The following is a 26373-nucleotide window of genomic DNA, read 5'->3' as shown; positions in this document are numbered from 1 at the left end:
GATCTCCTGGGCAAAAAACACGGACGCGGCCTTGAGGATGTCATTGGCCCGCCGCAACTCGGCGTTCCACGCCGGAGTTGCCTCAGTTCCTCCGACTCGGCGGTGGTCGGGCGGTCGGTCCGCTCCCCGGCGTCGGCCTCGGCCTGGCGGACCCGGTTCCGCAGGGCCTCCTTGTGGATGCCCAGGTCCCGGGCGACGTGCGCAACCGGACGCCCGGAGGCACGCACCTCCCGGATCGCCCGTTCCCGCAGCTCATCGGGGTATTTGCGTGGTGCCGGCATAGCTTGTGGTGCTCCTTTACGCCGGGCACCATAACCCGGCTTCAAGGACTCCACCAAACTCAGAGCGGCTCACCATGGATAAGGGGAAGACCCGCCCCACCGACCCGCACGTTACGGCGCCGGTTCGCGTACACCCTTTGAGGAACGCAGCTCCCAGGACTCCGGGGACAAATACCGGTGTTCGCTCAGGCGCTCCCGCTGCCCCGCTCGACCGGAATCCACAGCTGAGAGTCGGTCTCCGCGCCGATCTCCACCGGCTGCGTCCGCAGGAGCTCCGGACCTGTCCGGCTCGTGTACGGGTTCGAGGGGAACCACGGCGTGAACACGTCTCGCCCCAGCTCCTGGAGGGCGCTCGGACAGGGCCCGTGGTTGTCGAAGACCGCCCAGGTCTTGGCCGGCACGTCGAGGACGTCGAGCTCCTCGGCGGCCGCCTCGGGACCGGTGACCACGCCGATCCAGTAGTCCGCCTCGGCGCCCTCTTCCCGGCTGCCGGTCAGGTACACCACCGCCGACAGGATCCCCTCCGGCTCCTGGCCGGCCGGCTATTTCATCCGCACGACCGCCTGCTCGTCCAGGCTTTCCACGTGCGCCGCGGCGGCCGCGTTGACCGCCTCGCGCACGAGCGGAGCCGGGCCTTCCTGCCGACGACCCGAAACGACTCCTTCCTCACGATCCGGTACCGCATGGTCGCCTGGTCGCCCTCCCATGCGGACGACCGCGCACCTCAGCCCCGGCGACCGATACGGCCGGGCTCTCGAGGACCGGGACGGGCGAAGAGTGGATCACCCCGCTTCGGGGGGTCAAGCTGTATGTATGCGTTCGTTCCCTCGCTCGGCTCCCGGAACGGGAACCGGTGGTCACAGCCGGCTCCTGGTCACACTCGCACAGTGTGTACCGTTCGCGATCGCGCTCCTGGTGATAGCGATCGAGTTCTCGCCCGCGCACGTTCTGTATACCGGTCCTCTGCTGACTGCGACGCCGGCACTGGCCGCGGTCACGATGGGTCCCAAGGGGACGATCTCGGCGGCGGCTGTCGCCCTGGCCGTCAGCGTGATCACCGCGACCTACAACCAGGCATGGGGCAGCCGACAGGTCTACACGAATTTCCTGGCCATCCTCCTGGTGTCCGCGGCCAGCGTCACGACCAGTGCCCTCATGCATACGCGCCGGCGGACCGAGCTCGACCAGATCCGCCGGATCGCTGCGGCGGCACAGAGAGTCCTGCTCCGGCCGGTGCCGGCCCGATTGGGCCCGCTGCGGACCGCCAGCATGTACCTCGCGGCAGAGAGCGGCGCGCAGATCGGCGGCGACCTGTACGAGGCCGTGCAGACGCGGTACGGAGTCCGGATGATCATCGGAGACGTCCGCGGCAAGGGGCTGCCCGCCGTGCGCTCGGCCGCGGCGGTGCTGGGCGCCTTCCGGGAGGCCGCGCACTACGAGGACGACCTGGTGGAGGTCGTGGCCCACTGCGAGGCCGCGCTGCGGCGGGAACGCGCCATTCCCTGGGGGATCGATTGGGACGACGAGGAGGAGCAGGCGGAGTCGTTCGTCACCGTGCTCGTGGCCCAGGTGCCCGACGGGCCCGTGATCGAGGTGGTCAACCGCGGCCACCCGCCGCCGCAGGTGCTGCGCGGGGGCACGGTTCACGCCCTGATGCCCGCCTCACCATTTCCGCCCCTCGGCCTGGAGGACTTGGTCACCGGTCCTCCCGGCGAGACGGAGAGCTACGTGTTCGTCCCCGGCGACCGGCTGCTGCTGTACACCGACGGCGTGATCGAGGCACGCAACCACGACAATGACTTCTTCGCCCTGCCCGAGGCCGTGGAAGCGGCGCCCGCGTGCGCCCCGCCGGACTTCCTCGAACAACTGCACCAGGGATTGACCCGCCACACTGAAGGCCGCCTGGCAGACGATGTGGCGATGATCGTCGCGGAGCGGCTCGACGGGGGAGCCGGCGCACGTCGGCGCCGCACAGCGTTCCGCAAGGACGCGGACATCGACCACCTACCGCAAGCCCCGAGGTGACGCGGGGGTGCTCGCCCGGGGCCATCCCCGACCTCTCGGTGCCTCGCCGGCCCGTGCCCGGCTCGCAGCCGTCGGGAGGTGGCCGGGCGCCGGCCCTGTGAGCGGCCAAGGGAGCACCTCGAAGCCGTCGCCCGCAAGGCACGCATCCACTGGACGGGTACTGGCCCCGGTCCTGGCCCGCTACGGCCTGAGCGTCATGGACGGCTCACTTTCAACCGGCTGATCGACCGCGACGACGACCAGGCACGGGGCGAGGCCGACCACATCTCCATCTTGCCGCCCGCGGTCATCACGGCCATGTGGCGCGAGTCCTCGAGGAACACAGCCACGACGAGGTTGCCGCCGAGGTGTACGCGAAGAGCCTCGTTCTCCCCGCCCGTACGCGGATCGACGGCGTGCATGTCCGATTCGCCCTGCACGGTGACTGCCGTGTACCCCGGCTCGCGGTGGCGTCCCGTGGCGTAGCTCGGCTGGTCCTTCGTGGTGAGCCGCAGGGCACCGAGGTCGATCGGCTGCGACAGGGCGCGGCCCTCACAGGCGTCCCATTGCTCGACGCGCGTGCCGGTGCCGTTCGGCGCCTGGATCGTCGCGTTATCATACACGATGGGTCAGCGGATCGTGCCGGTGGGCTCGTCGAGAGCTGCACTCGGTCGTGGGCGCTTCCGGGGTCGAGGGCGGCGAGAAAGTCCGTGAGCGAGCCGTCCCCACTGCGTCGTGCGCGGTCGGCGGCTGCTGCCGCGACCGTCTGTCGTGTGTCCGGGTCCTTGCAGCGAACCAGTGTGACGGCCGCGTGCGGGCCGGCTTCGCGCAAGGCCGCCGGGGCCGCCCCCGGTGCCGGATCACGGTGGACGGACCGGACTTCACCATGCTGCGGTACGCCGACGGCGGCCCGGCCACCGCGAACCGCTTCCTGGCCAACTGGCTCACGGACCAGCCCACCGCGAACGGCGCCCGAATCGCCGTCCCCACCGACCACCGGGTCACCCCGAGCGGACCCGCCGACTTCGACCTGAACTACCGCCTCTACGTCAACACCGTTCCCGTCGACCCGGCCAGGGAACTGCACTCGGTCACCCTGCCCGCCAACTCCGCCCTCCACATCCTCGACCCGGCGACCCGGCGCTGTACAGCCCGGTTGCCGGGCGCCCCTCATTCATGCGCCGAGCGCTTGTTCGGTCCAGATGCATTTGCCGGTGAGGGTGTAGCGAGTGCCCCATCGCTGGGCCATGGCGGCGATGAGTTGGAGGCCGCGACCACCTTCGTCCGTCGCACGGGCATGTCGGATGTGAGGCGTGGTCAGACTGCCGTCGGTGACCTCGCAGATGAGGGTGCGGCTGCGCAACAGGCGCAGCTGGATCGGACCTGTTGCGTGGCGGATGACATTGGCGACGAGCTCGCTGACGATGAGTTCGGTGGCCATTTCCAGTTCCGCGTCCAAACACCAGATCCGGAACTGCTCATGGACATGCTGCCTGGCTTGACCCGCGGCCGTGGGGTCTTCGGGGAGAGCCCAGGCGGCGATGTCATTCGGCGGGAGGGAACGGGCGCGGGCGATGAGGAGGGCGGTGTCGTCAGTGGTGCGGCGGTGGGCCGGCAGCAGGGCTGTGGTGACGGCATCGCACAGCAGGTCGGGTTCCCCGGCCGGCCCATCGCGGTCGGCAAGAGCGGCGGTGATGGTCTCGGTGAGGTGACGCAGGCCCTCGTCGATGTTGTGACCCGGGGTCTCCACGAGACCGTCGGTATAGAGAACGAGGAAGCTGCCGTCGAGCAGGGGAACATCGTGAACGTCGAAGGGCGGGGCGGCGATCCCGAGCGGCGGGTCGGGATCGAATGTCAGCAGGGACACGATGCCGTCGGGGCGGGCGACCACGGGCGGGAGATGACCGGCGTTGGCATAGCTGAGGATCTGGGTGGTCGGGTCGTAGACGCCGTACAAGCAGGTGACGAAGGACTCCTCCCCGAGTTCGCTGACGATGTCGTTGAGCCGGGCGAGGACGTCGTCCGGAGGCAGTTCGAGGTCGGAGAGGGTGCGCACGGCGGTGCGCAAGCGGCCCATGGTGGCGGCCTCGGGCATGCCGTGGCCCATGACGTCGCCGATGACCAGGGCCACACGGTCGGCGGACAGCGGAATGATTTCGTACCAGTCGCCACCGACGTCCGCGCCATGTCCGGCAGGCAGGTAGCGGGCGGCGGCAGTGACCGCGGGAAGCGCGGGCAGGCCGCGGGGCAGGAGGGCATGCTGGAGGTCACGGGCGCGAGTTGTGGCCACGTCGTACTGGCGGGCCCGCTCCAGCGCGTGGGCGAGCTGGCCGCTGAACACGGTCAGCAGGGTCCGTTCGTCCTCGGTGAGATGTCGCGGCTGGTCGAAGGAGACGACGACGACACCGATCTCGCGGCCCAAGACGATCAACGGAAGGACGGCCCACGCCTTCTTCCCTTCGGCAACCGGGAAGTCCGCCGGCCCGGGATAGCGAGCGGTGAGGTCGTCGGGTGATTCGATGAACATCAGTGCGTGAGTGTGCAGCACCTCTCCCAGAGGTGTTGCGGCGACGACCGGCATGCCGTGGAGGCGGTCGAGGAGCGCCGGCGAGTAGCCGACAGAGCCAACGAGGTCCAGTCGGTCGTTTTCCAGGGCGAGAATGACCAGTCCGGTGGCGTGGAGAGGAGGAAGGACGCTCTCGGCTACGGCGGTGGTCACGTCCCGGGTCGTAGCCGCCTCGGCGAGCGCTCGGGTCAGCCGGGCTATGAAGGCGGCGCGCTCGGCAGCGGCGCGCTCGGCAGCGGCGCCCTCCGCCTCGCGCAGGCGTCTTTCGGTGACGTCCGTGATGTAGAGGGTGAGTCCATCGGTGACGGGGACCAGTCGTAGGTGGTACCAGCGATCGGTGCCCGGCCACGGCACCTCGAACCCGTCGGGCGCCCCCGCGGTGGTGGCTCGGCGGGAGCGCTCCTCCAGGGAGGGCACCTTCCGGACGATGGAGACGTCCCACAGCGACCGTCCCACCAGGTCGCGTGGCCGGCCGAACAGACGCTCGGCGGCCACGTTGACGAATCCGATCCGCCCGTCGCGGTCCACGGACAGGAAGCCGTCACTCATGTGTGCCAGGGCACGCCCCACCGATTCCAGCGCGGCATGGGTGTCCGTGGTGTAGGACATGGTGCCGACCAGACGGGTCGGCTCGCTGCCTTGGCGCGAGACCGCCCGGCCGCGGAAGCGCACCCAGGCATACGTCCCGTCCGAACGGCGGACCCGGTACTCGCTATCCGCTCGGCCACGGGTTCTGAAAGCTTGTTCGACATCTCCCACCACCCAGGGGAGGTCATCGGGATGGACGTAGTCGTCGAAGGTCGAGAGCCGCCCGTCGAATGTCTCTCGCTCGATGCCGATGGCGTCGAGCAACCGCCCGTCGAGGACGACCTCGTTCGCCTGCACATCGAATTCGAACCTGAATTCGGTTGAGGTCTCACCGCGTCCCTGTCCAGAGGCGCGGTCCGGTGACGTCCCCAGCAAAGTGCGGGACACGCTGTCCGGCGTGGGAGGGGCCAGTCGCAGCCGTTCCGCCGCCCACCGGGCCGCCTCCTCAAGAAACGTCCGCTGATCAGCGGAGGGCGCGCCGGCCACCGGTAGCAGCACTGACAGGACACCGAGTGGTCCGTCCGGTCCGGACAGCGGTACGGCCGCCATCGCGGAGCGCGCCGAGACGTCTGCGGCAGGCGACGGGTGAGGCGGATCCGATGGGTTGCGTGCGGGGCAGTTCGCGGTGGACTCGTAGGCGAACTCGCCGGTCCGGAAGGCTCGCGCCGGAGCCACCGAATCGGTGACGCGGATGTCCTCCCAGTTGCGGGTGACAGCTCGGGGTAGCCCACCGCTCGCGACCAAGTGCAGGCCCTGAGAGGCGCTTGCGCTCAGGTGTCCCATGGCGCCGAACCCACCGAGCGCTGCGGTCGCGTGCTGCACCGCGGCAGTCAATACGTCGGTGTCCGTCGCTTGGTCGTCCAAAGCCGCGAGTAGGCACAATCTGTCGGCCCGCGCCTTCTCTGCCCTACTTCCCAGGCTTGTGGGGCTGCCAAGATTCACCGTCGGCCCCGCCTTCCCGTCGGATCCGTGTACGGCTCGACTCCCTGCGCACCGATATCATCTCTTCTCCAATGTAAAATATCACATTTAGATTTAAATATTTATTTGGGAGTAATTGTCTATATTACCGCTTGGCCGAAACTTCCCGAAGGAAGAGGCCGGCGGGGGCTGGATACGGGTAGATCGATCGACTCCTCCCCTCGCGCTTCTCGGCCAAGCCAGGCCGGCGAGAACGCATCCTCCTCGTGGGTGAGAAGCGCGGCGTCGAGTTCAGAACCCGTGCGCATCGGTAGCCCCGTGCGCGTCTGCCCCGCACCTTCCGCGACGGCCACACCGAGACCTGGTGGGCCGCCGACGCGACGCTGGGCCGGTGGGGACCGGGCGGCACGACCCGGCTGGTGGTGGCGACCGCCGACCCGGCGACGCTGCCGGCCAAGGCCACCTGGTATCTCGCCACCAACCTGCCCCGCCCGGGCGGGCGACGCGAGGACGAAAGCCCGCATCCGGTAGCCGACCCGACGGAGACAGTCCGCATCCATGGGATCCGTCATTGGATCGAGCAGAGTTACAAGCAGGTGAAGGACGAACTCGGCCGGGCCGACTTCCAAGTCCGCTCCGACACGGTGATCCGTCGCCATCAGACCCTGGTGAACTGCGCGTTCTCGCTCTGTTGGGAGGCCTGGTTCACCGAACGGGAGCCAACGAACACCCCGGCGCCGCAGCCCGGCGACGATGCCCCGGCGAGGGGTGTGTCCGTGAGGCGGTCCAAGGTGATGTGCCAGACGCGAGCGATGTTCCTCTCCGCCGATCCGCCTTCCGGGACTGCGGCGTACATCTGCGCCGGCCACCGGGCGAGCATGTCGAGATAGGCGCGAGGGGTGACACCGGTTTCGGCGCAGTAGGCGGCGGCCTGCTCCAACGCGAGGGGTAGGTGGCCGAGTTCGGCGCACACCTCGGCGATGCCGTCGATGTCGTGGGGACTTTGGCGCCGGAGGATGCGCGTGAACAGGTCGAGGGCCTCGTTCTCGTCGGGGACGTCCAGGCGGAGGGTGTCGGTGGTGTGCCATCCGGTGGCGCGGCGGGTGGTGATGAGGATTCGGCCGGTGGTGAAGCGGTCGAGCAGGGGGCGGATGTGGTCGATCCGGTCGACGTTGTCGAGGACTATCAGCCAATCGTCGTGGCCGGTGAGCCATTGCACGGCCCGCTGTCGAAGGACCTCAGTGGGCAGTGTGGTGAGGGCGGGTTGCAGGGCGCGGGCGAGGTCGGCCAGGCCGGTGTTCACGGCGGTCTCGCTGTCGGCGGTGATCCACCAGCGGGGGTTGCCGGCGCAGCGGGTGCGGGCCCAGTGCGCGGCCAGGGTGGACTTGCCGACTCCGCCGAGTCCGTGCAGAACCTGGACGGTGAGCCCGCCCTCTCGGGCGAAGGTCGTGTCCAGGGTTTTCAGCGCGCGCGCCCGGCCGACGAACGACCCCGGCCCAGGCACATTGGTCGTGTCCGGGAGCACGTGCACATCGGTGATCGGAGTGAACGCCTCCGGCGGCAAGACGATTGCGTTCTCGCTGTGGTTGATCTGGCTGAAGGTGTTCACGTTCGCGATGTCGCCGCCTGCGGCGACCCCGGCGTGCGTCGCGGAGACCGTCGGCCCGATGTCCTCGGGATTGGGGCCGGGGCGTTTCACGGGCCCGCGTGGGTGGTGGAGTCCTCGATGTCGCCGCCGGCGGCGATGGAGCCGTTCGTCGCGGTGATCCCCCCGGTGCCGGGCGGAGCCGGGGGTGGGGCCGTCGACCATCATCACTCCTCGGCGCGGTTCGGTGTTGCGGCGATCGACACCCGAACGCCAGTGACCGATGATCGTCAAGACTCGGAAACGAAGGCCGAGTTCGTCGCGTGCCGCGATCTCGCGCCCCGGTGCCAGTGCACGACGGATGATGGGGTCACGATCGCCCGCTGCGCTCCGGCAGGCGGGCCGGGCTCGGCGTGTCGGTGCGGGCACCGACGCGATCGAATCGAGGCGGAGGCGCGATGGTTTGGTGGAAACGTGGAAGCGATTCCGCTCGGGGCGACGAACGGCGCCCGATCGTGATTGCCGCGGACAACGGCTCGATGGCCGCGGGCGGGAACATCAACGCCGACCTCGGACTCACTCGGGCGGAGCGCATCCACCTGTTCTCGCCCGAGAGTCGCGTGCCGATCGAGCGGGTCGAAGCAGGACCGGTGCTGGACAACGTTCCCGACCCGGGCCTGTTCGTCGGCCATTCGGCCGTCCTGGACGACCTCGACCGGGTTCTCGCCCCGTGCGGCGAAGCGGTCGTGCATGTCGTCCACGGTCTGGGCGGCGTCGGGAAGTCGGCCCTGGTCGCTCACTGGGACCGAGCACGTTCCTCCCACGGGCCGAAACGGTGGATCAACGCCGACAGCCCTGCCGCGATCGACGCGGGCCTGGCCGCGTTCGCCGTCGGCCTGCAACCGACCCTCGCCGGCGCCGACACCGACTTCCTGCGCGACCGCGCCGGGCGAAGGCCGGCCTGCCACCCGAACGACTCCGACCGCGACGACGCGTTCTCCGCAGACGTCCGAATCGCCCGGACACGAACGACCCCGACGACCGGTGGACCGCCCGCGACCATGGACGGCGGCGGCTCGATGCCCGGTTGCCCGACCCCACGACGTCGTGCGCATCGGATCAAGGCAACACGACCACGCCGAGAACACCACCGTCGAAACCCCCGCAGAGCCGGTCGGCTCGCGAAGTGCCCCGGCACCGTGACGGACCCGCGAACGACCTGCTCCTTCCATGCGGCAGTGTCAGGACCGACCGGGGGATCCGACCCGCCCTCTGCATCAGCCGCCGGGCAAGCATTCCCCTGACATCCCTGCTGCCAGTGGTCGCGGCATCCGCTGCGCCGAGCGGTGGCGAGGACGGCCGGCTGAGGCTGTATCCATCCGCTGTTGGGCCGGGTGATCCGGAGTACCGGACTGCGGCCTCGCAGCGATCGTGCCCGGGCACCTCGTGGCCTTGCTGCCCGAGGGGGTGTGGGCGGCACGGCCACGCCGGGAGTTGTGTTCAGTTGATGGGCTGGAACGTCCACAACAGATTGGTGCTGTTCTCCCATGCCCATTGCCAGGTCGCGGATCCGGAGGGGACGTGTCCGCCGCCATCGAGGACCAGTCCGGTGGCGCGATTGGCGATCGAGTACTGGCCCTTACCGCGGTCGGCTATCTGCCACTGATGCTGGGGACCGCCGTTCCAGGCCGCTTGCCGGGCCGGGGCGCCGTTGCTGGTCGCGCCCCAGCCGTCGGCGACCATGCCGTTGGTGCGGTTGACCAGCCGGTGGTAGCCGTTGCCGAGGTCGACGGCCTGCCACTGGAGGTTGGGGCTGTCGACCGGTGTCCACTGCTTGAGGTTCGAGCCGCCGGCGACGTTGCCGCCGCTGTCGAGGGCCAGACCGTTCGTGACGTTGACCAGCCGGAAGTACGAGGCCGGGTTGAACGTGACCTTCAGCGAGGCGATGGCGTCGTTGTTGCCGGTCGCGCGCAGGTCGGGATTGTCCGCGGTGAACGTCCAGGGCGTGCCGGTGAAGTTGTCGTCTGAGTAACCGGTCACCCGGAAGCCCTGGGGCACCCTCAGCGAGGAGATGGCCCGAGGCCCCACCCCCGCGGCCGACAGTTGCGAGGACGTGTAGCCACCGAGCGACAGGACCGCGCCGGCCGCGGAGTAATGCACGTCCTGGAACACCGCCACCCCGGATCCGCCGGCGGCTGTGGGGACGCCGTTGACCTCGACGCACACCACTGAGTCGTTGGCGTCCGGCGCAGTGGCCGGCACGGTGACGCTGATCCGGCCACCGCTGACGGCGTAGGTGAGCGAGGTCGAGGGACTGCTCATCAGGTAGACGCGGCTGATCGTGTTGGTGATCGCCGGGATCCGAAGCACGCCGTTGGCGGGCCACGTGAAGACGTGGGCGAACAACTTGCCGTTCTTTTGGGTGGCCTTGCCCCAGGTGGGGTCCGTGTCGAAGGGGCTCGCGCCTGCTCCGTAAATGCTGTCGCCGTAGGTCGACATCCACGAGGCCACGCCGTTGAGGATGGTTACGGATCCGGCGGTGACCGAGCCGTCGCCCTTGGGGCCGATGTTCAGCAGGAAGTTGCCGTCCCGTGAGACGCATGTGACGAGTTCCTGGACGAAATCCCCGACGGGTCGGTAGGAGTTCTCGGAGCCCGAGTTGTAGCCCCAGGCGCCGTTCATGGTGGCGCATCTTTCCCACTGCCGCTCCAGCGGCGCGTTGGGGACGCCGAACTCCGCGACCGTGTAGTCGCCGAGACCCAAGTCCCGCTTGACGCGTTCGTTGACGACGAGCCCGGGCTTGCGGGCGATCAACCAGTTGTAGAGGTCGACGCCGTCCGACCGGAGCCACCAGTCCTGCAGGGAGGGGCTGGAGGGTTCGGCGAACCAGTCCCCGTCGAACCACAGGAGTGCCGGGTCGTAGCGGTCCAACAACTCCTGCAGTTGGGCCTTCATGTCGGAGATATAACCGGTGCGGGCGGCCTGCGAGGCCATCGCGGTGAGACCACCCCCTCGTCTCGTCTGGGAGGGATGGCTCCAGTCCAGGATCGAGTAATAGAGCCCGAACTTGACGCCCCGCGCCTCGCACTCGGCCTTGAGCGCCGCCAGCAGGTCACCCTGGACGCCGGCGTAGTCGTGCAGGTTGTACGGCTTGGTGCCGGTGGTGTCGGTGAAGCCGGGGACGTCGGAGTCCCACATGGCGAAGCCCTCATGATGCTTGGCGGTGATCACCAGGTACTTCATGCCGGCGTCCGCAGCCAGGTGGGCGATGGCGGCGGCGTCGAACGCGGTGGGGTCGAAATGGGCGGACACCTGGGTCTGGTAATCGGCCTTGGACCAGTTCTCGCTGTAGAAGGCCCATTCGCCGTGGCCGAGATGGGAGTAGGACCCGAAGTGGATGAACATCCCGAACCGGGCCTGGTACCACCAGTCCATCTTGGAGGGAACGGGATAAGCCTCGGCGGTGGCGGGGAATAGGGCCTGCGGCAGCCCGAAGGTCACGGCGCCTCCAGCGAGCGCAGCAGCCTTGATCAGGGAACGTCTACTCAATGGGCCAGGGGACACGGTGAGCTCCTGAGGTGTGGGGGATCACGGCAGGCAGTTGATGAGGGAGGACGATGAGGTCGTAGGCCAGTCCGGCGTCGGCCACGGCGGCAAGGCCGTGGAGCACGTCGGCTCCTGGGATCCATTGCGGGTCGGGTTCGTCCTGGATCCTGCGTCGGCGCCGGCGGCGGAGTAGTCGTGGACGACGTCGGGGAGTTCGGTCCTGCGCGCCCGCTACGCAACGTCGACCGGGTCGATCGACAATCGGGCGATCAACGCGGCGTAGTCCTCGCATTCGACCGGGTGGAAGAGGTCGGGGCCGCTGCGCCAGACAGTCCGGGAGGCGGTGTCGGCCCGGCGGATGGCACCGGTGGGTTCGGTCGGGACTTCGCGGTGGGCCTGCTCGTACTCGGTGACGCGTTCGGCGCGAACGCGGCTGTGCGGGGCGATCCTCACGACGGTCCTCGGGGCGGTCGTCGGTGGTGACATTCGGGGTGGCTACAAGGCACTCACGTCGACACGCGGCCGGTGGACACCGCGACCGGTGTACTCGTCTGTCGTCTGTGGGGCACTGATGTCACGGACGGCATGGCCCCTCGGGGATTGGGACATGCTCGGCCAACAGGCCCACCGCACGCAGCCGTGCTGCCGTTGGGAAGACCCGAGCAGGCGACCGACCTTCGTCGAGACGGTGAAGCTGTCGCGCGGCAGGCCGCAGCGTCGCGCCGAGGCGTCGCTTGGACAGGTCGAGTCCGTAGTGCGGGGCGGTGTCGAAGGAGCGGGTGCCGGCTTCCCACACCGCGTCGACCGCGTCTGCGGCGTCCGAGTCCGTTGCCGGGGTGAACAGGTTGCCGGTGTCGGCGGCGCCGAAGGAGAGCTCGGTGACCCGGGCGCGGCTGCGGCAGAGAGCCGACCCGGCATCGCCCCCTCCTGGTCGCTCGCCGGTCGACATGGCACCGCGGTTCCGTCGGCGACGGATACCGGGTGTCCGGCGGTTGCCGGAACGGGCCTTTGCCTGCTCATGGCGGGCTAGTCCTGTGCCTTTCCGCTGGTGATGCGTGAGAGCATGAGCGAGACGAGGATGATGCCGCCGTAGATGGCCTGGATCCAGAACGGCTTGACTTGTGCCAGGGTCAGCAGGTTCTGGACGATGCCGAGCAGGAGCACGCCGGTGAGGGCGCCGGTCATCGTGCCCTTGCCGCCGTCGAGGCTGATTCCGCCGATGACTGCCGCCGCGAATACGGTGAAGATCATTCCGTCGCCCTGGTTGGAGCTGATCGCGCCGACGTAGCCGGTGAGGACGAGTCCGCCCAGGGCTGCGAGTATGCCGCCGACGATGTAGACGCCCATCAGCACGCGGTCCACGTGGATGCCGGCCGCGCGCGCGGCGGCCGGGTTGCCTCCGATGGCGTACAGCGCGCGACCCGCGCGGTGGTGGCGCAGCACGAATCCCGCGAGGGCGAAGGCCGCCGCGGCCAGCCAGACGGACAGCGGGATCTCCGCGAACGTGGAGGTCGCGAGAGTGAAGAACGGTTCGGGCATCTCGAAGAGGGTTTTGCCTTCGGTCGTGCCCACTTGGAGGCCGCGCAGGACGATCAGCATCGCGAGGGTGACGATGAAGGCGTTGAGTTTGAGCTTGACGACCAGGAAGCCGTTGACGGCGCCGATCACCGCACCGGCCAGGGCCATGACCGACAGGCCCACCGCGGTCGGGAGTTCGGTGCCGAATCCGGCGGCGGAGGCGGGCAGGACGATCATCGCGCCGAGCGCGGGGGCGATGCCGACCGTCGATTCGAGGGACAGGTCGAACTTGCCGCCGATGAGGATCAGGGACGCCGCGAGTGTGACGAGCGCGAGCGCGGCGGAGGACCCGAGGATGCTGATCAGGTTGGCCTTGGTGAGGAACGTGTCGTTGGTCGCCGCGCCGAGCACGACGAGCGCGATCAGGGCCGGTACGAGGGCCAGTTCGCGGAGCCTGCGCACGAGGGACGCGCGTGCGTTGCGTAATGTCGTCGACCGGGTCGATCTCGGGCTTTTGTCGAGGACGGATGTGTCAGTCACGTGTGGCTGCTCCTTCGTCGCTCAGACCTTCGATTGCGGCGACCAGGTCGTTGTCGCGCCAGCCGGCGGGGTGTTCGGTGGTCACGCGGCCGTGGCGCAGGACGAGTACGCGGTCGCAGGTGCGCAGGTCGTCGAGTTCGTCGGAGATGACGACCACGGCGGTGTGGCGCTCGCGCCTGTCGTCCACGAGGCCGAGCAGCGCTTCCTTGGACTTGACGTCGACGCCGGCGGTGGGATTGATCAGCACCAGCAGACACGGGTCGGTGGCGAGCGCGCGGGCCATGACGACCTTTTGTTGGTTGCCGCCGGACAACGCGTTGACCGGCGCGTCGACGCCCGGCGTCTTGATGTCGAGGTCGGCGACCACGCGCCGTGCGCGTTCCCGTTCGCGGGCGGGCGAAATGGTGCCGAACCGGCCGGCTCGCACGCAGCGCAGCGTCAGTGTGGAGTTCTCGGTGACCGAGAGGTCGGCGATCAGGCCTTGGTCGTGGCGGTCGCGGGGGACGCAGGCGATGCCCGCGGCGAGGGACTTGGGGACGTTGCCGAAGGGGAGCGGGGCGTCGTCGAGGGTCGCCGTGCCCGACTTGGGGCGGCGCAGGCCCACCAGTGTCTCGGCCAGTTCGACCTTGCCGCTCGCACTGCCGCCCGCGAGGCCCAGTACCTCGCCTTGGCGGATCGTCAGGGACACCCCCGAGAAGGCGTCGCCGGCGAGGCGCGACACCCGGAGGCGGATCGGGCGGTGGGTGAGGTCGCGCCGTTCGGCGGCTGCTTTCTCGGGTCCCCGTTCGCCGGTCATCGCCGCGACCAGTTCGGTGTGCGGCATCGCGGCGACCGGGCGGGTGGTGATCCATCGTGCGTCGCGCATGACCGTGACGGATTGGCAGATTTCGTAGACCTCGTGGAGGTGGTGCGAGATGAACAGGAACGTCACGTCGGCGGCCTGGAGCGCCCGCATTCTCGTGAACAGCCGCTCGATCTCGCGGCTGTCGAGTTGCGCGGTGGGCTCGTCGAGGATCACGAAGCGCGCCCCGAAGGACAGCGAGCGGGCGATCTCGACGAGTTGGCGGTCGCCGACCGACAGGTCGCAGGCCGGGGTGTCGACCGGGATCTCGACTCCCCACCGGTCGAGGAGTTCGCGGGCCTGCACCCGCATGCGGCGCCACGCGACGAGACGGCCGGGGCCGGTGGGTTGGCGGTTGAGGAAGACGTTCTCGGCGACGGTGAGCTGCGGGACGATGGTGGACTTCTGGTAGACGCACGCCACCCGGCGCCGCCAGGCGTGGCGGTCGGTCAGGGAGGGCGCGGGTTGCCCGTCGAAGAGGATGCGGCCCGCGTCGGGGCGGGCGAGCCCGGTCAGGAGTGAGACGAGCGTCGACTTGCCCGCGCCGTTGCGGCCGACGAGCGCGTGCGACTCGCCGGGGACGATCCTCAGGTGTGCGTGGTCCAGGGCCGTGGTGGGCCCGAACCGTTTGACGACGTCGATCGCCTGGGCCAGGGCGGGCGTGGCCTCCCGCGCCTCGGCCGGGGTTGTCGTGGATCCGACCGGCATTCGACTCACTTCCCCAGGGAGTTGCCCCAGAGCGCGGGGTCGTCGACGTTGTCCTTGGTGATCAGCGGGGCTGCGAGTTGGTCCTCCAGGTTGCCGTTCGGGTGCTGGACGATCGTGCTGTTGTGGTCGGTCGGGCCGGGCCCGAAGGTCTTTCCTTCCATCGCTGCTTTGACGTAGAAGAGGCCGTACTCGGCGTAGTCGTCGGCGGGTTGCGACACGGTCGCGTCGATGTCGCCGCGGCGGATCGCGTCGAGTTCCTGCGGGATGCCGTCGTTGGAGACCACCGTGATGTGCTTGGGGTCGCCGACCGGGTGCAGCAGACCCTTGGCCTTGAGCTGTTGGAGCGTGGGGGCGAGGAACACGCCGCCCGCCTGCATGTAGATGCCCTTGAGATCGGGGTTCGCGTTGAGGATCGCGGTCAGCCCGGCTGCGGCTTTCTCGGCCTTCCACTCGGTCGGGATCTCGAGTACCCGGATCTGCGGGTGGTTCTGCTTCATGCAGTCGCGGAAGGCCTCCGACCGGTCCCGGCCGTTGATCGAGGACAGGTCGCCCATGATCTGTAAGACCGTGCCGGTTTTGGTCTTGTCGCCGATGTGCTTGCAGGCGAGCGTCCCGTACGCGCGGTTGTCGGCGCGGACGATCATCGCGACCCTGCCCTTGTCCGGGGCCACGTCCACCGCGACGACCGGGACACCCTTGCGCGTCGCCTGGTCCAGGCCGGCGGCGATGGCGGCGCTGTCGATCGGCGCCACGACCAGGCCCTTGACGCCCTGGTTGAGCAGGTTGTTCAGGTCGGTGATCTGCTGGGCCGCGTCGGAGTTCGAATTGACGGTCGGCAGGGTGGACAGGCCGAGTTCCTTGGCCTTGCCGGGTACGTAGCCGTTGTATGCCTGCCAGAACGGCGAGGTCAGCAACGGCAGTACGACACCGGTCCTGCCGGCTTTCCCGTCGCCGGTTCCGGTGTTTCCCTTGCTGTCGCCGGTGCTGCCGCAGGCACCGAGCAGGACGAGGGAGGTGGTCACCGCGGCTGCGGTGACGCTGGTTCGGCGGAGCGTGGTGGTCACTGTGGACTCCTCGACGAGATGGGTGGCGCTTGGGGATGTGGATGCGTGAAGCCGACCGTTGTCGAAGGCGAGCGAGGTGCCGGCCCCGCCTCGCCTCACGGGCGCGTCCGGGGGCGCCATGCCCGCCGACCTGCCCCGAGTCCAGCGAGTCGGACGTGTGGCACGGCTTGCTCTCGTCCCGTCGCCGGCGCTCCGGGGGACTCGCGTTCGGACATGTCCATGCGCGCCGGGACTGGCGACGCGGTCGGGCGTCTTTCGGCGAGCCGACCCGGCCTGCCCGACGGGCTGACGAGGAGGGCTGGTCGGATCTCCCGGTCGGTCTTGACGCTGCCGCGTGGAACGAGCACGTCGTTCGTGGGGCCGGCCACGGTGCCGGAGGATTTCGCGAGGCCGACTGGCCCTGCGGGGGTTGTGACGGTGGTGTTCCCGGCGTGGTCGTGCCTGGGTTTCCCACGCGGGGAATTGCACGGGACCTCGCTCCAGCCCTGCGCAAGGAGCCGTTCCGACAGCCAATCATCGGATCATTGGATACGCCGGAGTGCATAAAAAGGGGGTGATCGCGACTTGCTGCCCTTGATGTTCGAACATTCAATTCTAGTCATCCGATGTATGTCAAGAGTCGACGTGAAGCATCCGAGGTATGCGGTTCGCGGGTGAGTGAAGAGCTTCGGGTGTCCGTATCGCGTCGTAGTGGTGCCCGTCGAGCGGGCGGGTCCGGCGCCGACCACTCCCGGGGCGAGTGGCCCGAGTGGGATCGGCGCCGACCCGCCCTCCTCGAGGTGGCGTCGTGACCTGCGGCGCCTTCCTCGGGTCGGTCCGGGAAGGAAGGTGGGTCCACTCGAGTGGGACGGCGTGTCCGCGACGCCTGTGCAGCCCCGGCGGGAGGTCGCGGCGACGTCGACAGGTTCGGTGGCAACTCTTAGGATCGCGTGAGAGAGCATGCGATATACGAAGATGCTCTCGGATGGACGCGTTGCGACGGCGGGCGGGCGGATCGTCGGAGCCTTCGGACGTTTCGTCGGGGCACCGTCGGTGGCCGTCGAGGGCGGGTGGTCGACAGCGGCCGTCCGGTGGATCGGCCGGGCGGCGAGGTCGGCGGCGTGTCGTGGCCGGTCTCGTCGTGCGCGGCGGACCGTCGCGGTGCCGGAGGGGTGCAAGGATGCGCGTCGGACGGGACGCCGGGTCCCCGACGTGGGCGAGGTCATGAAACTCCGGATGGGGAGGGAGTGTTCGGGGTGCGTGGGGCACCGACCGGGCCGGACGTTCGCCGCCTCCTCCGACGATGTGCAGGGTGGCAGCTTTGACTCGACCGCATAGTTTGTCCATAGTCAGGAAGAAGTTTGTTTTCGTCAGTGAAATCTCTTCTTGACGGAAACAAAATGAACTACATTCCTGGCGAAAGTCGGCTGTCAGGGGCCGACGAAGCGGGAAGGCACACCCATGCTGCGGTCACGCATCCCCCAGTCCGCTCCCACAAGGGAAGACCGTTCCCGGCCTCCCGCGAAGGCCTCGGCCCAGGCACCGGACACGCAACACTGCGGATTCGACCAGCACGGAGCGCCGAACCCCTGCCCGTCGTAACCCCGTTGCCTCGGGAACACACCGCTGCGGAGACCGATCGCACCGCCATCCGCCCATCCCGCGGCATGCACTCCGCGCGGCGCGTCCCCACCACCGGACCCCACCCCGATCCCGGGCCGGACCCGCGACGACGCCGCACACACGTTACGCGTGCCCGCTGACGCCTCCCACCCCCAAGCCACCTCCGGACCCGCCCGCCCAGGCACACCACCGCAGCGGCCCGTGCGAACAGCGCGCGGCACCGCGGGCCCTGCCCGCCCGACGTCGACGGGGCGCAGTCGCGCCTCGGCCGAGGACCACCCACACACCACGACCACGGCCCGGTCGCCGCCGGACGGCGACACCACCGAGCCCGACACAGCACACCCGACCCAGGCCAAGGCGCTGCAGCTCGAACCCGCCCCGGCAGCGGACGACCCCGGAACCCGCAGGAGAACCCCCCCGCGAGCCCACCCGAACCGCCGCGCGGCCACCACCCTCTCCCAGCAGCGACGGCGGGCCCGCGGCCCACCACCGACCCGGCCCGACCATCGACGGTCACCGCGTCACCGCGTCACCGCATCGATCGAGCCCGACGTACCCGACACCGCAGCCCATCCGCCCCGAACCCCGTCCGCCATGCCCACGCACCTCCCGCCCCGGCCGCGCCACCGGCGACAACCGGCCGTGAACGCACCCCACCCCGTCCGACATCGAAAGGCTGTTCCGTCATGCACATCGGGTTCCACACCGACGCCTTCAACTCCGCGTACTGGTCGTTCGACAAGTGCCTCGCGTGGGCCGAGGAACACGGCGTCCACCACATCGAATGCGGCCTCATCGACGGCGTGAGCTGGATCCACGGCCTGGGTTACCAGCCGCACGTCGCGCTCTACGAGGACGCCGTCCTGCTGCGCCGCGCGATGCACGCGCGCGGCGTGCGGTTCTCCCAGGTCGACGCGGCCTACCCGCTGTCCGGCCTGGACGGGCCGTTGCGGGGGGTGCCGTACGTGCTCAAGTCCATCGCGTGGGCCGCCCAGGCCGGCTGCGACCGAGTCGACACCACCGACGGGTTGCACGCGCCGGCCGGCCTGACCGACGACGAGGCCATGGCGTCGATGAAGCGCTCCTACGAACAGATCCTCCACGTGGCCGAGGCACACGGTGTGCGGATCAACATCGAACCGCACGGCTACTTCACCACCAACCCCGACCGCATGGCCGAGATGCTCGACTTCGTCGACTCGCCGCTCCTGGGCATGAACCTCGACACCGGCAACACCTTCATCGCCGGCCAGGACCCGGTCGAGTTCGCCAAGCGCTTCCTCCACCGCATCTCCCACGTGCACATCAAGGACGTCTCCCGGTCCCTCGCGGAAGCCGTGCGCGGCGGACAGACCGGCATCGCCGTCAGCCACTGCGCGATCGGCGACGGCGTCAACGCCGACAACATCCGCCGCATTCTCGCGCTCCTGCACGACAGCGGCTACGACGGCGTGCTGAGCATCGAATGCGAGGGCCAGGGCGGCCCGATGCTGGAACGCTCCCTGAACTGGCTCCGGTCCGCGCTGGACGACCTCGGCATCCCCCACGACTGACCTCGTTCCGTCCAACCACCGCACCGAGGAGCACGCCCAGATGAAAAGATCCCTGACCGGGTTAACAGTGGTTCTCCTGACCCTGCTCGCCCTGGTCGCCCCGCACACAGCCGTCGCCCACCCCGGACACGAACACCGTTTCCGCGCACTGCTGTTCACCGAGAGCGCCGGATTCGTCCACGACTCCAAGCAAGCCGCCATCACGATGGTGCAAAACCTCGCCGACCAGCACGACTTCGAGGTCGTACACGCCCCGGACTCCTCCGGCTTCACCGACGCCAACCTCGCCGGCTTCGACGTGATCATCCTCGCGCAGGCGTCCGGCGACGTGTGGAACGCCGCCGAGGAAGGCGCGTTCGAACGCTACGTACGCGCCGGAGGCGGTGTCGTCGCCATCCACAACCCCCTCGACATGGAACCGAACTTCCCGTTCTACCGGTCCCTGATCGGCACCGAGTTCACCTCGCACACCGCCTCCGCCGGGGTCACCGCGACCGCACTCGTATCCGACCGGGCACACCCCTCCACCAAGGACCTCCCCCGCGAGTGGACCCGCAGCGAGGAGTGGTACGCCTTCACCAGGACCGTGCGCGGCGACAAGCACGTCCTGGTCCAACTCGACGAACGCAGCTACCCCTCCTCACCGGCCGCCGGCCGCATGGGCCCCGACCACCCGGTCACCTGGTGCGACGACTACCAGGGCGGCCGCACGTGGATCACATCCATGGGCCACTCCATCGCCGCCTACGCCGACCCGCTGCTGCGCGCCCACGTCCTCGGCGGCATCGAATACGCCGCCGGCGCCGAGCCGGGCGACTGCGGCGGCACCGACTGGCCCAACTACCAGAAGGTCGCGCTGGACACCGACACGTCCGCCCCGTGGGGCATCGCCATCGCACCGGACAGCCGGGTGTTCTTCACCGAACTCGTGCGCGGCCAGGTCCGCATCCACGACCCGAAACTGGGCCGCACGGTGACCGCCGCGACCATCCCGGTCTACAGCGGCGGCGAAGACGGCCTCCTCGGCCTGGCCCTCGACCCGAACTTCACCACCAACCAATACGTGTATCTCTACTACTCGCCCGCGAACAGCGGCCCGCTCAACCGCCTCTCCCGGTTCACCATGAGCGGCAACACCATGCGCCTCGACACCGAGGTCGTCATGCTGGAGGTTCCCGCGGGCCGGGCACCCAACGAGATCGGACACACCGGCGGCACCCTGCGCTTCGACGGGAACGGCAACCTCTTCCTGTCCGTCGGCGACGACGTCATCCCGTTCGAGTCCAACGGCTACACACCCATCGACGAACGCCCCGGCCGCAGCCACTTCGACGCCCAGGGCTCCTCGGCCAACACCAACGACCTGCGCGGCAAACTGCTGCGCATCCACCCCGAGCCCAACGGCACCTACACCATTCCCACCGGCAACCTGTTCCCGCCCGGCACGGCCAGGACCCGGCCCGAAATCTACGCCATGGGCTTTCGCAACGCCTTCCGCTACAGCGTCGACACCGACGGCACGGTCTACCTCGCCGACTACGGCCCCGACTCCAAGACGACCAACCCCAACCGGGGCCCGGCCGGAATCGTGGAGTGGAACATCATCCGCACCGCGGGCAACTACGGCTGGCCATACTGCATCGGCGACAACACCCCCTTCAACGACTACGACTTCGCCACCGGCACCCCGGGCGCGAAATTCACCTGCGCCACCCCGGTGAACACCTCACCGAACAACACCGGTCTCACGACGCTTCCCCCCGCCCGCGCCGCGGACGTGTGGTACTCGTACGGCGCCTCCGCGCAGTTCCCCGAACTGGGCTCCGGGGCGGGCGCGCCCATGGCCGGCCCGATCTACCGCTACGACCCGAACCTGGTATCGGACACCAAATGGCCGGAGTATTTCTCCGGCACGCCGTTGTTCTACGAATGGGGCCGCAACTACATCAAGGAGTTCCCCCTCGCGGCCGACGGCAGTGTCATGGCGCTCAACCCGGTGCTGTCCAACCTGTCCTTCCTCGCCCCCCTGGACATGCAGTTCGGCCCGGACGGCTCCCTGTACCTGCTGGAGTGGGGCGGCGGCTACGGCCGGGACAACCCCAACTCCGGGCTCTACCGCATCGACTACGTCAAGAACGGACGCGCCCCCACGGCGGTCGCCGACGGCACACCTCGCGCCGGCATCGCGCCGCTGACCGTGGCGTTCTCCAGCGCGGGCAGTCGCGACGCCGACGGAGACGCGCTGTCGTTCCTGTGGACGTTCGGCGACGGCACCACCTCCACCGACCCCAACCCCAACCACACCTACACGACGAACGGCGAGTACGCCGCGACGCTCAAGGTCACCGAAACCGACACACCTCAGAAGCGCAGCGCCACCGCGTCGGTGCCGATCGTCGTCGGCAACACCGCGCCCACCGTGAGCATCACCGTGCCCACCAACGGCGGCTTCTTCGAATGGGGCGACTCACTGCCCTGGCAGGTATCGGTCAGCGACGCCCAGGACGGAACGGTCGACTGCGCCGACATCGTCGTACAGCCCGCCCTGGGCCACGACGAGCACGCCCACCCGGCCGACCCGGTCCGGGCATGCTCCGGAGTCGCGGCGACATTCCTCGACGAAGGCCACGCCGCGGCCAACGCGTTCTGGGCGATCGACGCCCGCTACACCGACCGCGGCGGCCCGGGCGGGATCGGGAAGCTGACCGGCAGCGACACCTCCGTCTACCGGCCCAAGCGCTTCCAGGCCCACTACTACAACCAGGCGTCCGGCGTGGCCGTGGAGAACCACGCGAACGCCGAACACGGACAGTACGTCGGCAACATCCAGGACGGCGAGTGGGTGAAATACGACAACGTGAGTTTCCAAGGCATCGACTCGATCAAGTACCGGGTCGCCTCCGGTTCGACCGGCGGGCGCATCGAGGCCCGCCTCGGCAGCCCGACCGGGCAACTCGTCGCCACCACACAGGTCGGCAACACCGGCGGGTGGTACACCTTCACCGAGACGGCCCCCGTCCCCGTCGCCGCACCCGCGGGCACACACGACCTGTATCTGGTCTTCCGCAGCAACCCCGGCGCCGCCTACGCCCTGTCCCTGGACACCGTGCAGGCCCTCGGCCCGGGCGTGGGCCAAAGCATCGGCGGCGACTGGCTGGGCGTGAGGGGACAGGCGGGCCACGTCATCCCCGGAGTGTCCACGTCCCTGCCCGCCGGTGTCACCGTCACCCCCGCGGCGACCGCGACCCCGTACACCTGGGCGAACACCTCGACCCTGCCCAGGGCCCTGCAACACCCCACCAACGGCACCCGCGTCGCCCCGACCTGGTTCAACACCAACCGGTTCGACATCGGCGTATCCGTGCAGGGCACCCGCGACGTGGCGGCGTACTTCACCGACTACGACAACAAGGGCCGCGCCCAAACCGTGGAACTGCTGGACCAGTCCGGCACCGTACTGAGCACCACCACATTGACCGGATTCGGTGCCGGACGCTGGCTGACGTGGACGGTCAGCGGACAGGTCACCGTCCGCGTCACGAAGACGGCCGGCCCCAACGCGGTCATGTCCGGCGTCTTCGTCACCTGATCGCCCGATAGGGGCGGGACGGGGCCGACTCGATGGGCGGGCCCCGTCCCGCAACCCCTGACGAGGCCGTACAGGCACGTGAACGAGTTCCCCGACTCGTGGGTTCTCGCGCGCCTACAGTCCGCTCAGGACACCGGCTCGGTTGTGTGAAACGGCCGCCGCGGTCGCGGCGCCCGGTCGGCGGCTTCGTCGGGATCTTTGCGCAGGCCGAGCGAGGCCACGGGTTCGAATCCGTTGCCGCCTCCCGGGTGGCGTCGCACTCGGCCGCCGCAGTCGCCGTGTTCTCGCCCCTCTTCCCCCTGCTCGACCGCACGGGTTTCCATCGACCTGGAGAGCAGCGTCCAAGGCGTCGTCGTGATCACCGCCATGCCCCGGGCGCCGTCGATCCCTCCCGGAATCGGTCCCATGACACCTATATCCATACTTTTGCTGTGACCCTCCCGAGGAGAATCACGATGAGACACAGACTGTCCGTCGGCCTGACCGTCGCGGCCGCCCTACTGGCCACGGCGTCGTGTTCCAGTGACAAGGCCGACTCCTCGTCGGCGACCAAGGCCCCCGGCGTCCCCGGCGCGTCCGCCCCCGGAGCGAGTCCCGGCAAGGGCGACTCCGGCGACTCGAAGTTCTTCGTACAAGCGGACTACGACCGGCAGTTGGCGCTCCTGAAGGCGACCCCGCAGGGCCCCGCGGACAAGCCCTGGGAGCAGATGCTCGACCCGCAGCAGATGGTCGACACCACGCAGTACAAGAAGGACGGTCCGTACGAGATCTGCTTCTCCAACGCGAGCGTCGCCAACAACTGGCGGCAGACCGGCCTCAAGAACATCCAGGCGGAGGCCGGCACCCACCCCGAGATCGCCAGGTTCACCGTCCTGGACGCCCAGGGCAAGGACGACAAGCAGATCTCCGACATCCAGGAACTCGCGGGCAAGGGCTGCTCCGCGCTGATCGTCTCGCCCAACACCACCGCCACGCTCACCCCGGCCGTCAAGGCCGCGTGCGGAAAGATCCCCGTGATCGTCTTCGACCGGGGCGTGACTACCGACTGCCCGGTGACATTCGTCAACCCCGTCGGCGGCTACGCGTTCGGCGACACCGGCGCCCGGTTCCTGAAGGAGAAGGTCAAGCCCGGCGGGAAGATCCTCGCGCTGCGGGTCCTGCCCGGCGTCGACGTCCTGGAGAACCGCTGGGCCGCGGGCAAGCGTGTGCTGGAGCAGGGCGGACTCGACGTCGTCGACGTGAAGTTCACCGACGGCGACCCGGCCAAGACGAAGGCCGTCGTCAGCGACGCCATCCAGCGCCACGGCACCATCGACGGCGTCTGGATGGACGCCGGCGACACCGCCGTCGCGGCCGTGGAGGCGTTCGAGGACGCGGGCAGGAAGGTCCCGCCGATCACCGGCGAGGACCAGCAGCAGTTCCTGGAGGTCTGGAAGAAGAAGAACCTCACCGCGATCGCCCCGACGTACCCCTCGTACCAGTGGCGCACTCCGATCATCGCGGCTCTGAAGATCCTCAAGGGCGAACCGGTACCCAAGGAATGGAAGCTCCCGCAACCCACCATCACGGCCGACAACCGCGATCGGTACCTCAAGCCCGGCATGCCGCCGCTGCATTACGCGATGTGCGGCTGCGAGACGTTGCCCGGCTATCCCGACAAGTGGGGCGGCAAGTAGTCGAACGAGTCGGGGCGATCGTCTCGTCGCCCCGACTCCGGTCGGTCACGATCCCTCGGCCTCTTCGACTTCCGCGCGACGACAGAAGCAAAGCGGTGGGTGCGCCCGATCAACGCCCGGGCGCGGGCCGACCGGCCGTTACCACTCCCGGCCAACCGTGCACGCGGACACGCGGCTCGGGGCCGGACGTTGCCGAACTCGTCTCGGAGCGACCGGATGACCGGGCCCGGTGACGGCTCGGCGGGGTCGTGCTCGACCACGACCCGACGGGTGCCCTCATCGATGCGGTCGTTCGCCGAGCAACGCGATTCGCGGCCGGGCCCCGGCGTGGCCGCGAATCCCGCTACCGTCGATACGACTTTGCCGCCGGAAAGGAAAAGTTGACAATGCGTGACGCGAGCGGGCCAAGAACGAGGCGCTGTCGATTGTCGGTCGAGGCGCGTCTCCTTCCGGCGACGATCCGGTGAAGCTTCCGACGGATGCCCCGGTACGGGGGCGGCGGGATGTGGATGATCCGCATCCGCCGGATCACGAGGGAGGCGAAGCCGTGAACGCGCGATACGAGCCGGAGAACCGGTACCAGGCGCATCTGCTGCGCTTGTTGCGCGACCACGGGCCGCGGTCCCGGTCCGAGCTGGGCGACGCCGTGCAGGTGTCGCGCTCCAAGCTGGCCGTCGAGGTGGACCGGCTCGTCGAACTCGGCTTGGTGGAGCCGGCCGGCCTCGCCGCCTCGCGCGGGGGGCGACGCTCGGGCATCGTACGTATCGCATCGGCGACGCGGTTCGTCGGCGTCGACATCGGCGCAACGTCGATCGATGTCGCGCTCACCAACGGCGAGTTGGAGGTGCTCGGGCACCTGAGCGAGCCCTGCGACGTGCGCGGCGGACCGGAGGCGGTGCTCGAGCGCGTGTTCGCGCTCGTCGACAAGCTGCGCCAAGTCGATCCGTTTCCCCGAGTCCACGGAGTGGGTATCGGCGTCCCGGGACCCGTGAGCTTTCGCGAGGGTACGCCGGTGATCCCACCGATCATGCCCGGCTGGGACCGTTTCCCGATCCGGGGCGTGGTCGGTCGGCGGCTGGACTGCCCGGTCCTGGTGGACAACGACGTGAACGTCATGACCCTGGGGGAACGCCACGCCGGCGTGGCACGGTCGATCGACGACCTCCTGCTGATCAAGGTCGGTACGGGTGTCGGATGCGGAATCGTCGTCGGCGGCCGGATCTACCGGGGCGTCTCCGGGAGCGCCGGCGACATCGGCCACATCCGCCTGGACGAGTCCGGGCCGACGTGCGTGTGCGGGAACTCCGGTTGCCTGGAGTCCTACTTCTCCGGTTGGGCGCTGGCGCGTGATGCCGAAGCCGCGGCGTCCTCGGGGACATCCCCCTTCCTGGGCCGCAGATCGGCCGAGACCGGGGTGCTCACCGCCGCGGACGTCGGCGATGCGGTTACCGCCGGCGACCCGGCGGCGATGGCCGTCGTGCGCGAAGGCGCTGCCCGGCTCGGACGGGTGATCGCCGCGCTCGTGAGCTTCTTCAATCCCGGGATGGTGATCATCGGGGGTGGCGTGGCCGGTATCGGGCACCCGCTGCTCGCGGAGATCCGCAGCGTCGTGTATCGGCAGTCACTGCCCCTGGCGACGGAGAACCTGCCCATCGTGCTGTCCGAACCGGGCGGCACGATGGGCGTCGTGGGGGCGACACACCTGATCAGCGACCACCTTCTGACCATGGGGTGACCCGTCCCGGGTATCCGCGGTTCATTGGGTATCCGCCGTTCCCTGGGCTCGTG

At 69.2% G+C, this 26373-nt stretch carries 15 protein-coding genes and 4 pseudogenes; 6 read left to right on the top strand and 13 right to left on the bottom strand.

Translation table 11 applies throughout. The annotated features are described in order from the left end of the window. Positions 1-80 precede the first annotated feature (80 nt). From OG948_RS34765 to OG948_RS34755, 3 genes and pseudogenes are all read right to left on the bottom strand, one after another. Positions 81-281, bottom strand: a pseudogene (locus OG948_RS34765) (transposase); the annotation flags it as partial. A 185-nt stretch (positions 282-466) separates the two neighbouring features. Continuing rightward, positions 467-787, bottom strand: a complete 321-nt coding sequence (locus tag OG948_RS34760) for a GyrI-like domain-containing protein (protein ID WP_331769012.1) — start codon at positions 785-787, stop codon at positions 467-469. A gap of 36 nt (positions 788-823) precedes the next feature. After that, the gene (locus OG948_RS34755; RefSeq protein WP_406300424.1) at positions 824-988 is read right to left on the bottom strand and encodes a hypothetical protein; all 165 of its coding nucleotides are present in this window, start codon (positions 986-988) and stop codon (positions 824-826) included. Between the two features lie 106 nt (positions 989-1094). On the opposite strand from OG948_RS34755, the gene OG948_RS34750 reads away from it, so the two are divergent. Then, on the top strand, positions 1095-2306 hold the full coding sequence (locus OG948_RS34750) for a PP2C family protein-serine/threonine phosphatase (protein WP_331769011.1): 1212 nt from the start codon (positions 1095-1097) through the stop codon (positions 2304-2306). Positions 2307-2500: 194 nt separating this feature from the next. On the opposite strand, the gene OG948_RS34745 is transcribed toward OG948_RS34750, so the two are convergent. The 3 genes from OG948_RS34745 to OG948_RS34735 form a co-directional block, all read right to left on the bottom strand. Beyond that, on the bottom strand, positions 2501-2908 hold the full coding sequence (locus OG948_RS34745) for a hypothetical protein (protein WP_331769010.1): 408 nt from the start codon (positions 2906-2908) through the stop codon (positions 2501-2503). Positions 2909-3459: 551 nt separating this feature from the next. Beyond that, a complete protein-coding gene (locus OG948_RS34740) occupies positions 3460-6303 on the bottom strand; it encodes a SpoIIE family protein phosphatase (protein WP_406300423.1) in 2844 nt (947 codons plus the stop codon). Positions 6304-7018: 715 nt separating this feature from the next. Next, complete coding sequence (locus OG948_RS34735; protein WP_331769008.1) at positions 7019-8059, bottom strand: ATP-binding protein; 1041 nt, start codon at positions 8057-8059, stop codon at positions 7019-7021. 401 nt (positions 8060-8460) lie between these two features. Between OG948_RS34735 and OG948_RS34730 the strand changes: the two genes are divergently transcribed. Then, positions 8461-9249: a hypothetical protein gene (locus OG948_RS34730; RefSeq protein ID WP_331769007.1), complete on the top strand. Its 789-nt coding sequence runs from the start codon at positions 8461-8463 to the stop codon at positions 9247-9249. 196 nt (positions 9250-9445) lie between these two features. Here the strand turns inward: OG948_RS34730 and OG948_RS34725 are convergent, their stop codons facing one another. The 7 genes and pseudogenes from OG948_RS34725 to OG948_RS34695 form a co-directional block, all read right to left on the bottom strand. Next, entirely contained in the window at positions 9446-11509 is a 2064-nt protein-coding gene (locus tag OG948_RS34725) for an alpha-L-fucosidase (RefSeq protein ID WP_331769006.1), read from the bottom strand. 28 nt (positions 11510-11537) lie between these two features. Then, a pseudogene (locus OG948_RS34720) lies at positions 11538-11666 on the bottom strand (amidohydrolase); the annotation flags it as partial. Then, positions 11657-11944, bottom strand: a pseudogene (locus tag OG948_RS34715) (L-rhamnose mutarotase); the annotation flags it as partial. The pseudogenes OG948_RS34715 and OG948_RS34720, both read right to left, overlap by 10 nt. A gap of 207 nt (positions 11945-12151) precedes the next feature. Next, a pseudogene (locus OG948_RS34710) lies at positions 12152-12440 on the bottom strand (aldo/keto reductase); the annotation flags it as partial. 77 nt (positions 12441-12517) lie between these two features. Further along, complete coding sequence (locus tag OG948_RS34705) at positions 12518-13549, bottom strand: ABC transporter permease (RefSeq protein ID WP_331769005.1); 1032 nt, start codon at positions 13547-13549, stop codon at positions 12518-12520. Then, on the bottom strand, positions 13542-15098 hold the full coding sequence (locus OG948_RS34700) for a sugar ABC transporter ATP-binding protein (RefSeq protein WP_331769004.1): 1557 nt from the start codon (positions 15096-15098) through the stop codon (positions 13542-13544). The genes OG948_RS34705 and OG948_RS34700 overlap by 8 nt, the downstream gene beginning before the upstream one ends. 5 nt (positions 15099-15103) lie before the next feature. After that, positions 15104-16162 (bottom strand): sugar ABC transporter substrate-binding protein, encoded by a 1059-nt coding sequence (locus OG948_RS34695; protein WP_331769003.1) that lies wholly within the window; start codon positions 16160-16162, stop codon positions 15104-15106. 2291 nt (positions 16163-18453) lie between these two features. Between OG948_RS34695 and OG948_RS34690 the strand changes: the two genes are divergently transcribed. The 4 genes from OG948_RS34690 to OG948_RS34675 all read left to right on the top strand — a co-directional run bounded on the left by OG948_RS34690 (position 18454) and on the right by OG948_RS34675 (position 26320). Continuing rightward, positions 18454-19320 (top strand): sugar phosphate isomerase/epimerase, encoded by an 867-nt coding sequence (locus tag OG948_RS34690; RefSeq protein ID WP_331769002.1) that lies wholly within the window; start codon positions 18454-18456, stop codon positions 19318-19320. 40 nt (positions 19321-19360) lie between these two features. Continuing rightward, entirely contained in the window at positions 19361-22909 is a 3549-nt protein-coding gene (locus OG948_RS34685; RefSeq protein ID WP_331769001.1) for a ThuA domain-containing protein, read from the top strand. A gap of 455 nt (positions 22910-23364) precedes the next feature. Further along, positions 23365-24585 carry a substrate-binding domain-containing protein gene (locus tag OG948_RS34680; RefSeq protein WP_331769000.1) on the top strand — a complete coding sequence of 407 codons (1221 nt, stop codon included), beginning with the start codon at positions 23365-23367 and terminating at the stop codon, positions 24583-24585. Between the two features lie 547 nt (positions 24586-25132). Further along, positions 25133-26320, top strand: a complete 1188-nt coding sequence (locus tag OG948_RS34675) for an ROK family transcriptional regulator (RefSeq protein ID WP_331768999.1) — start codon at positions 25133-25135, stop codon at positions 26318-26320. Positions 26321-26373: the final 53 nt, after the last annotated feature.

Source organism: Embleya sp. NBC_00888, assembly GCF_045207655.1.
Taxonomy (GTDB): Bacteria; Actinomycetota; Actinomycetes; order Streptomycetales; family Streptomycetaceae; genus Embleya.
Note: the sequence above shows the minus strand (reverse complement) of the source record. Positions and strands in the feature narration are given on the sequence as shown.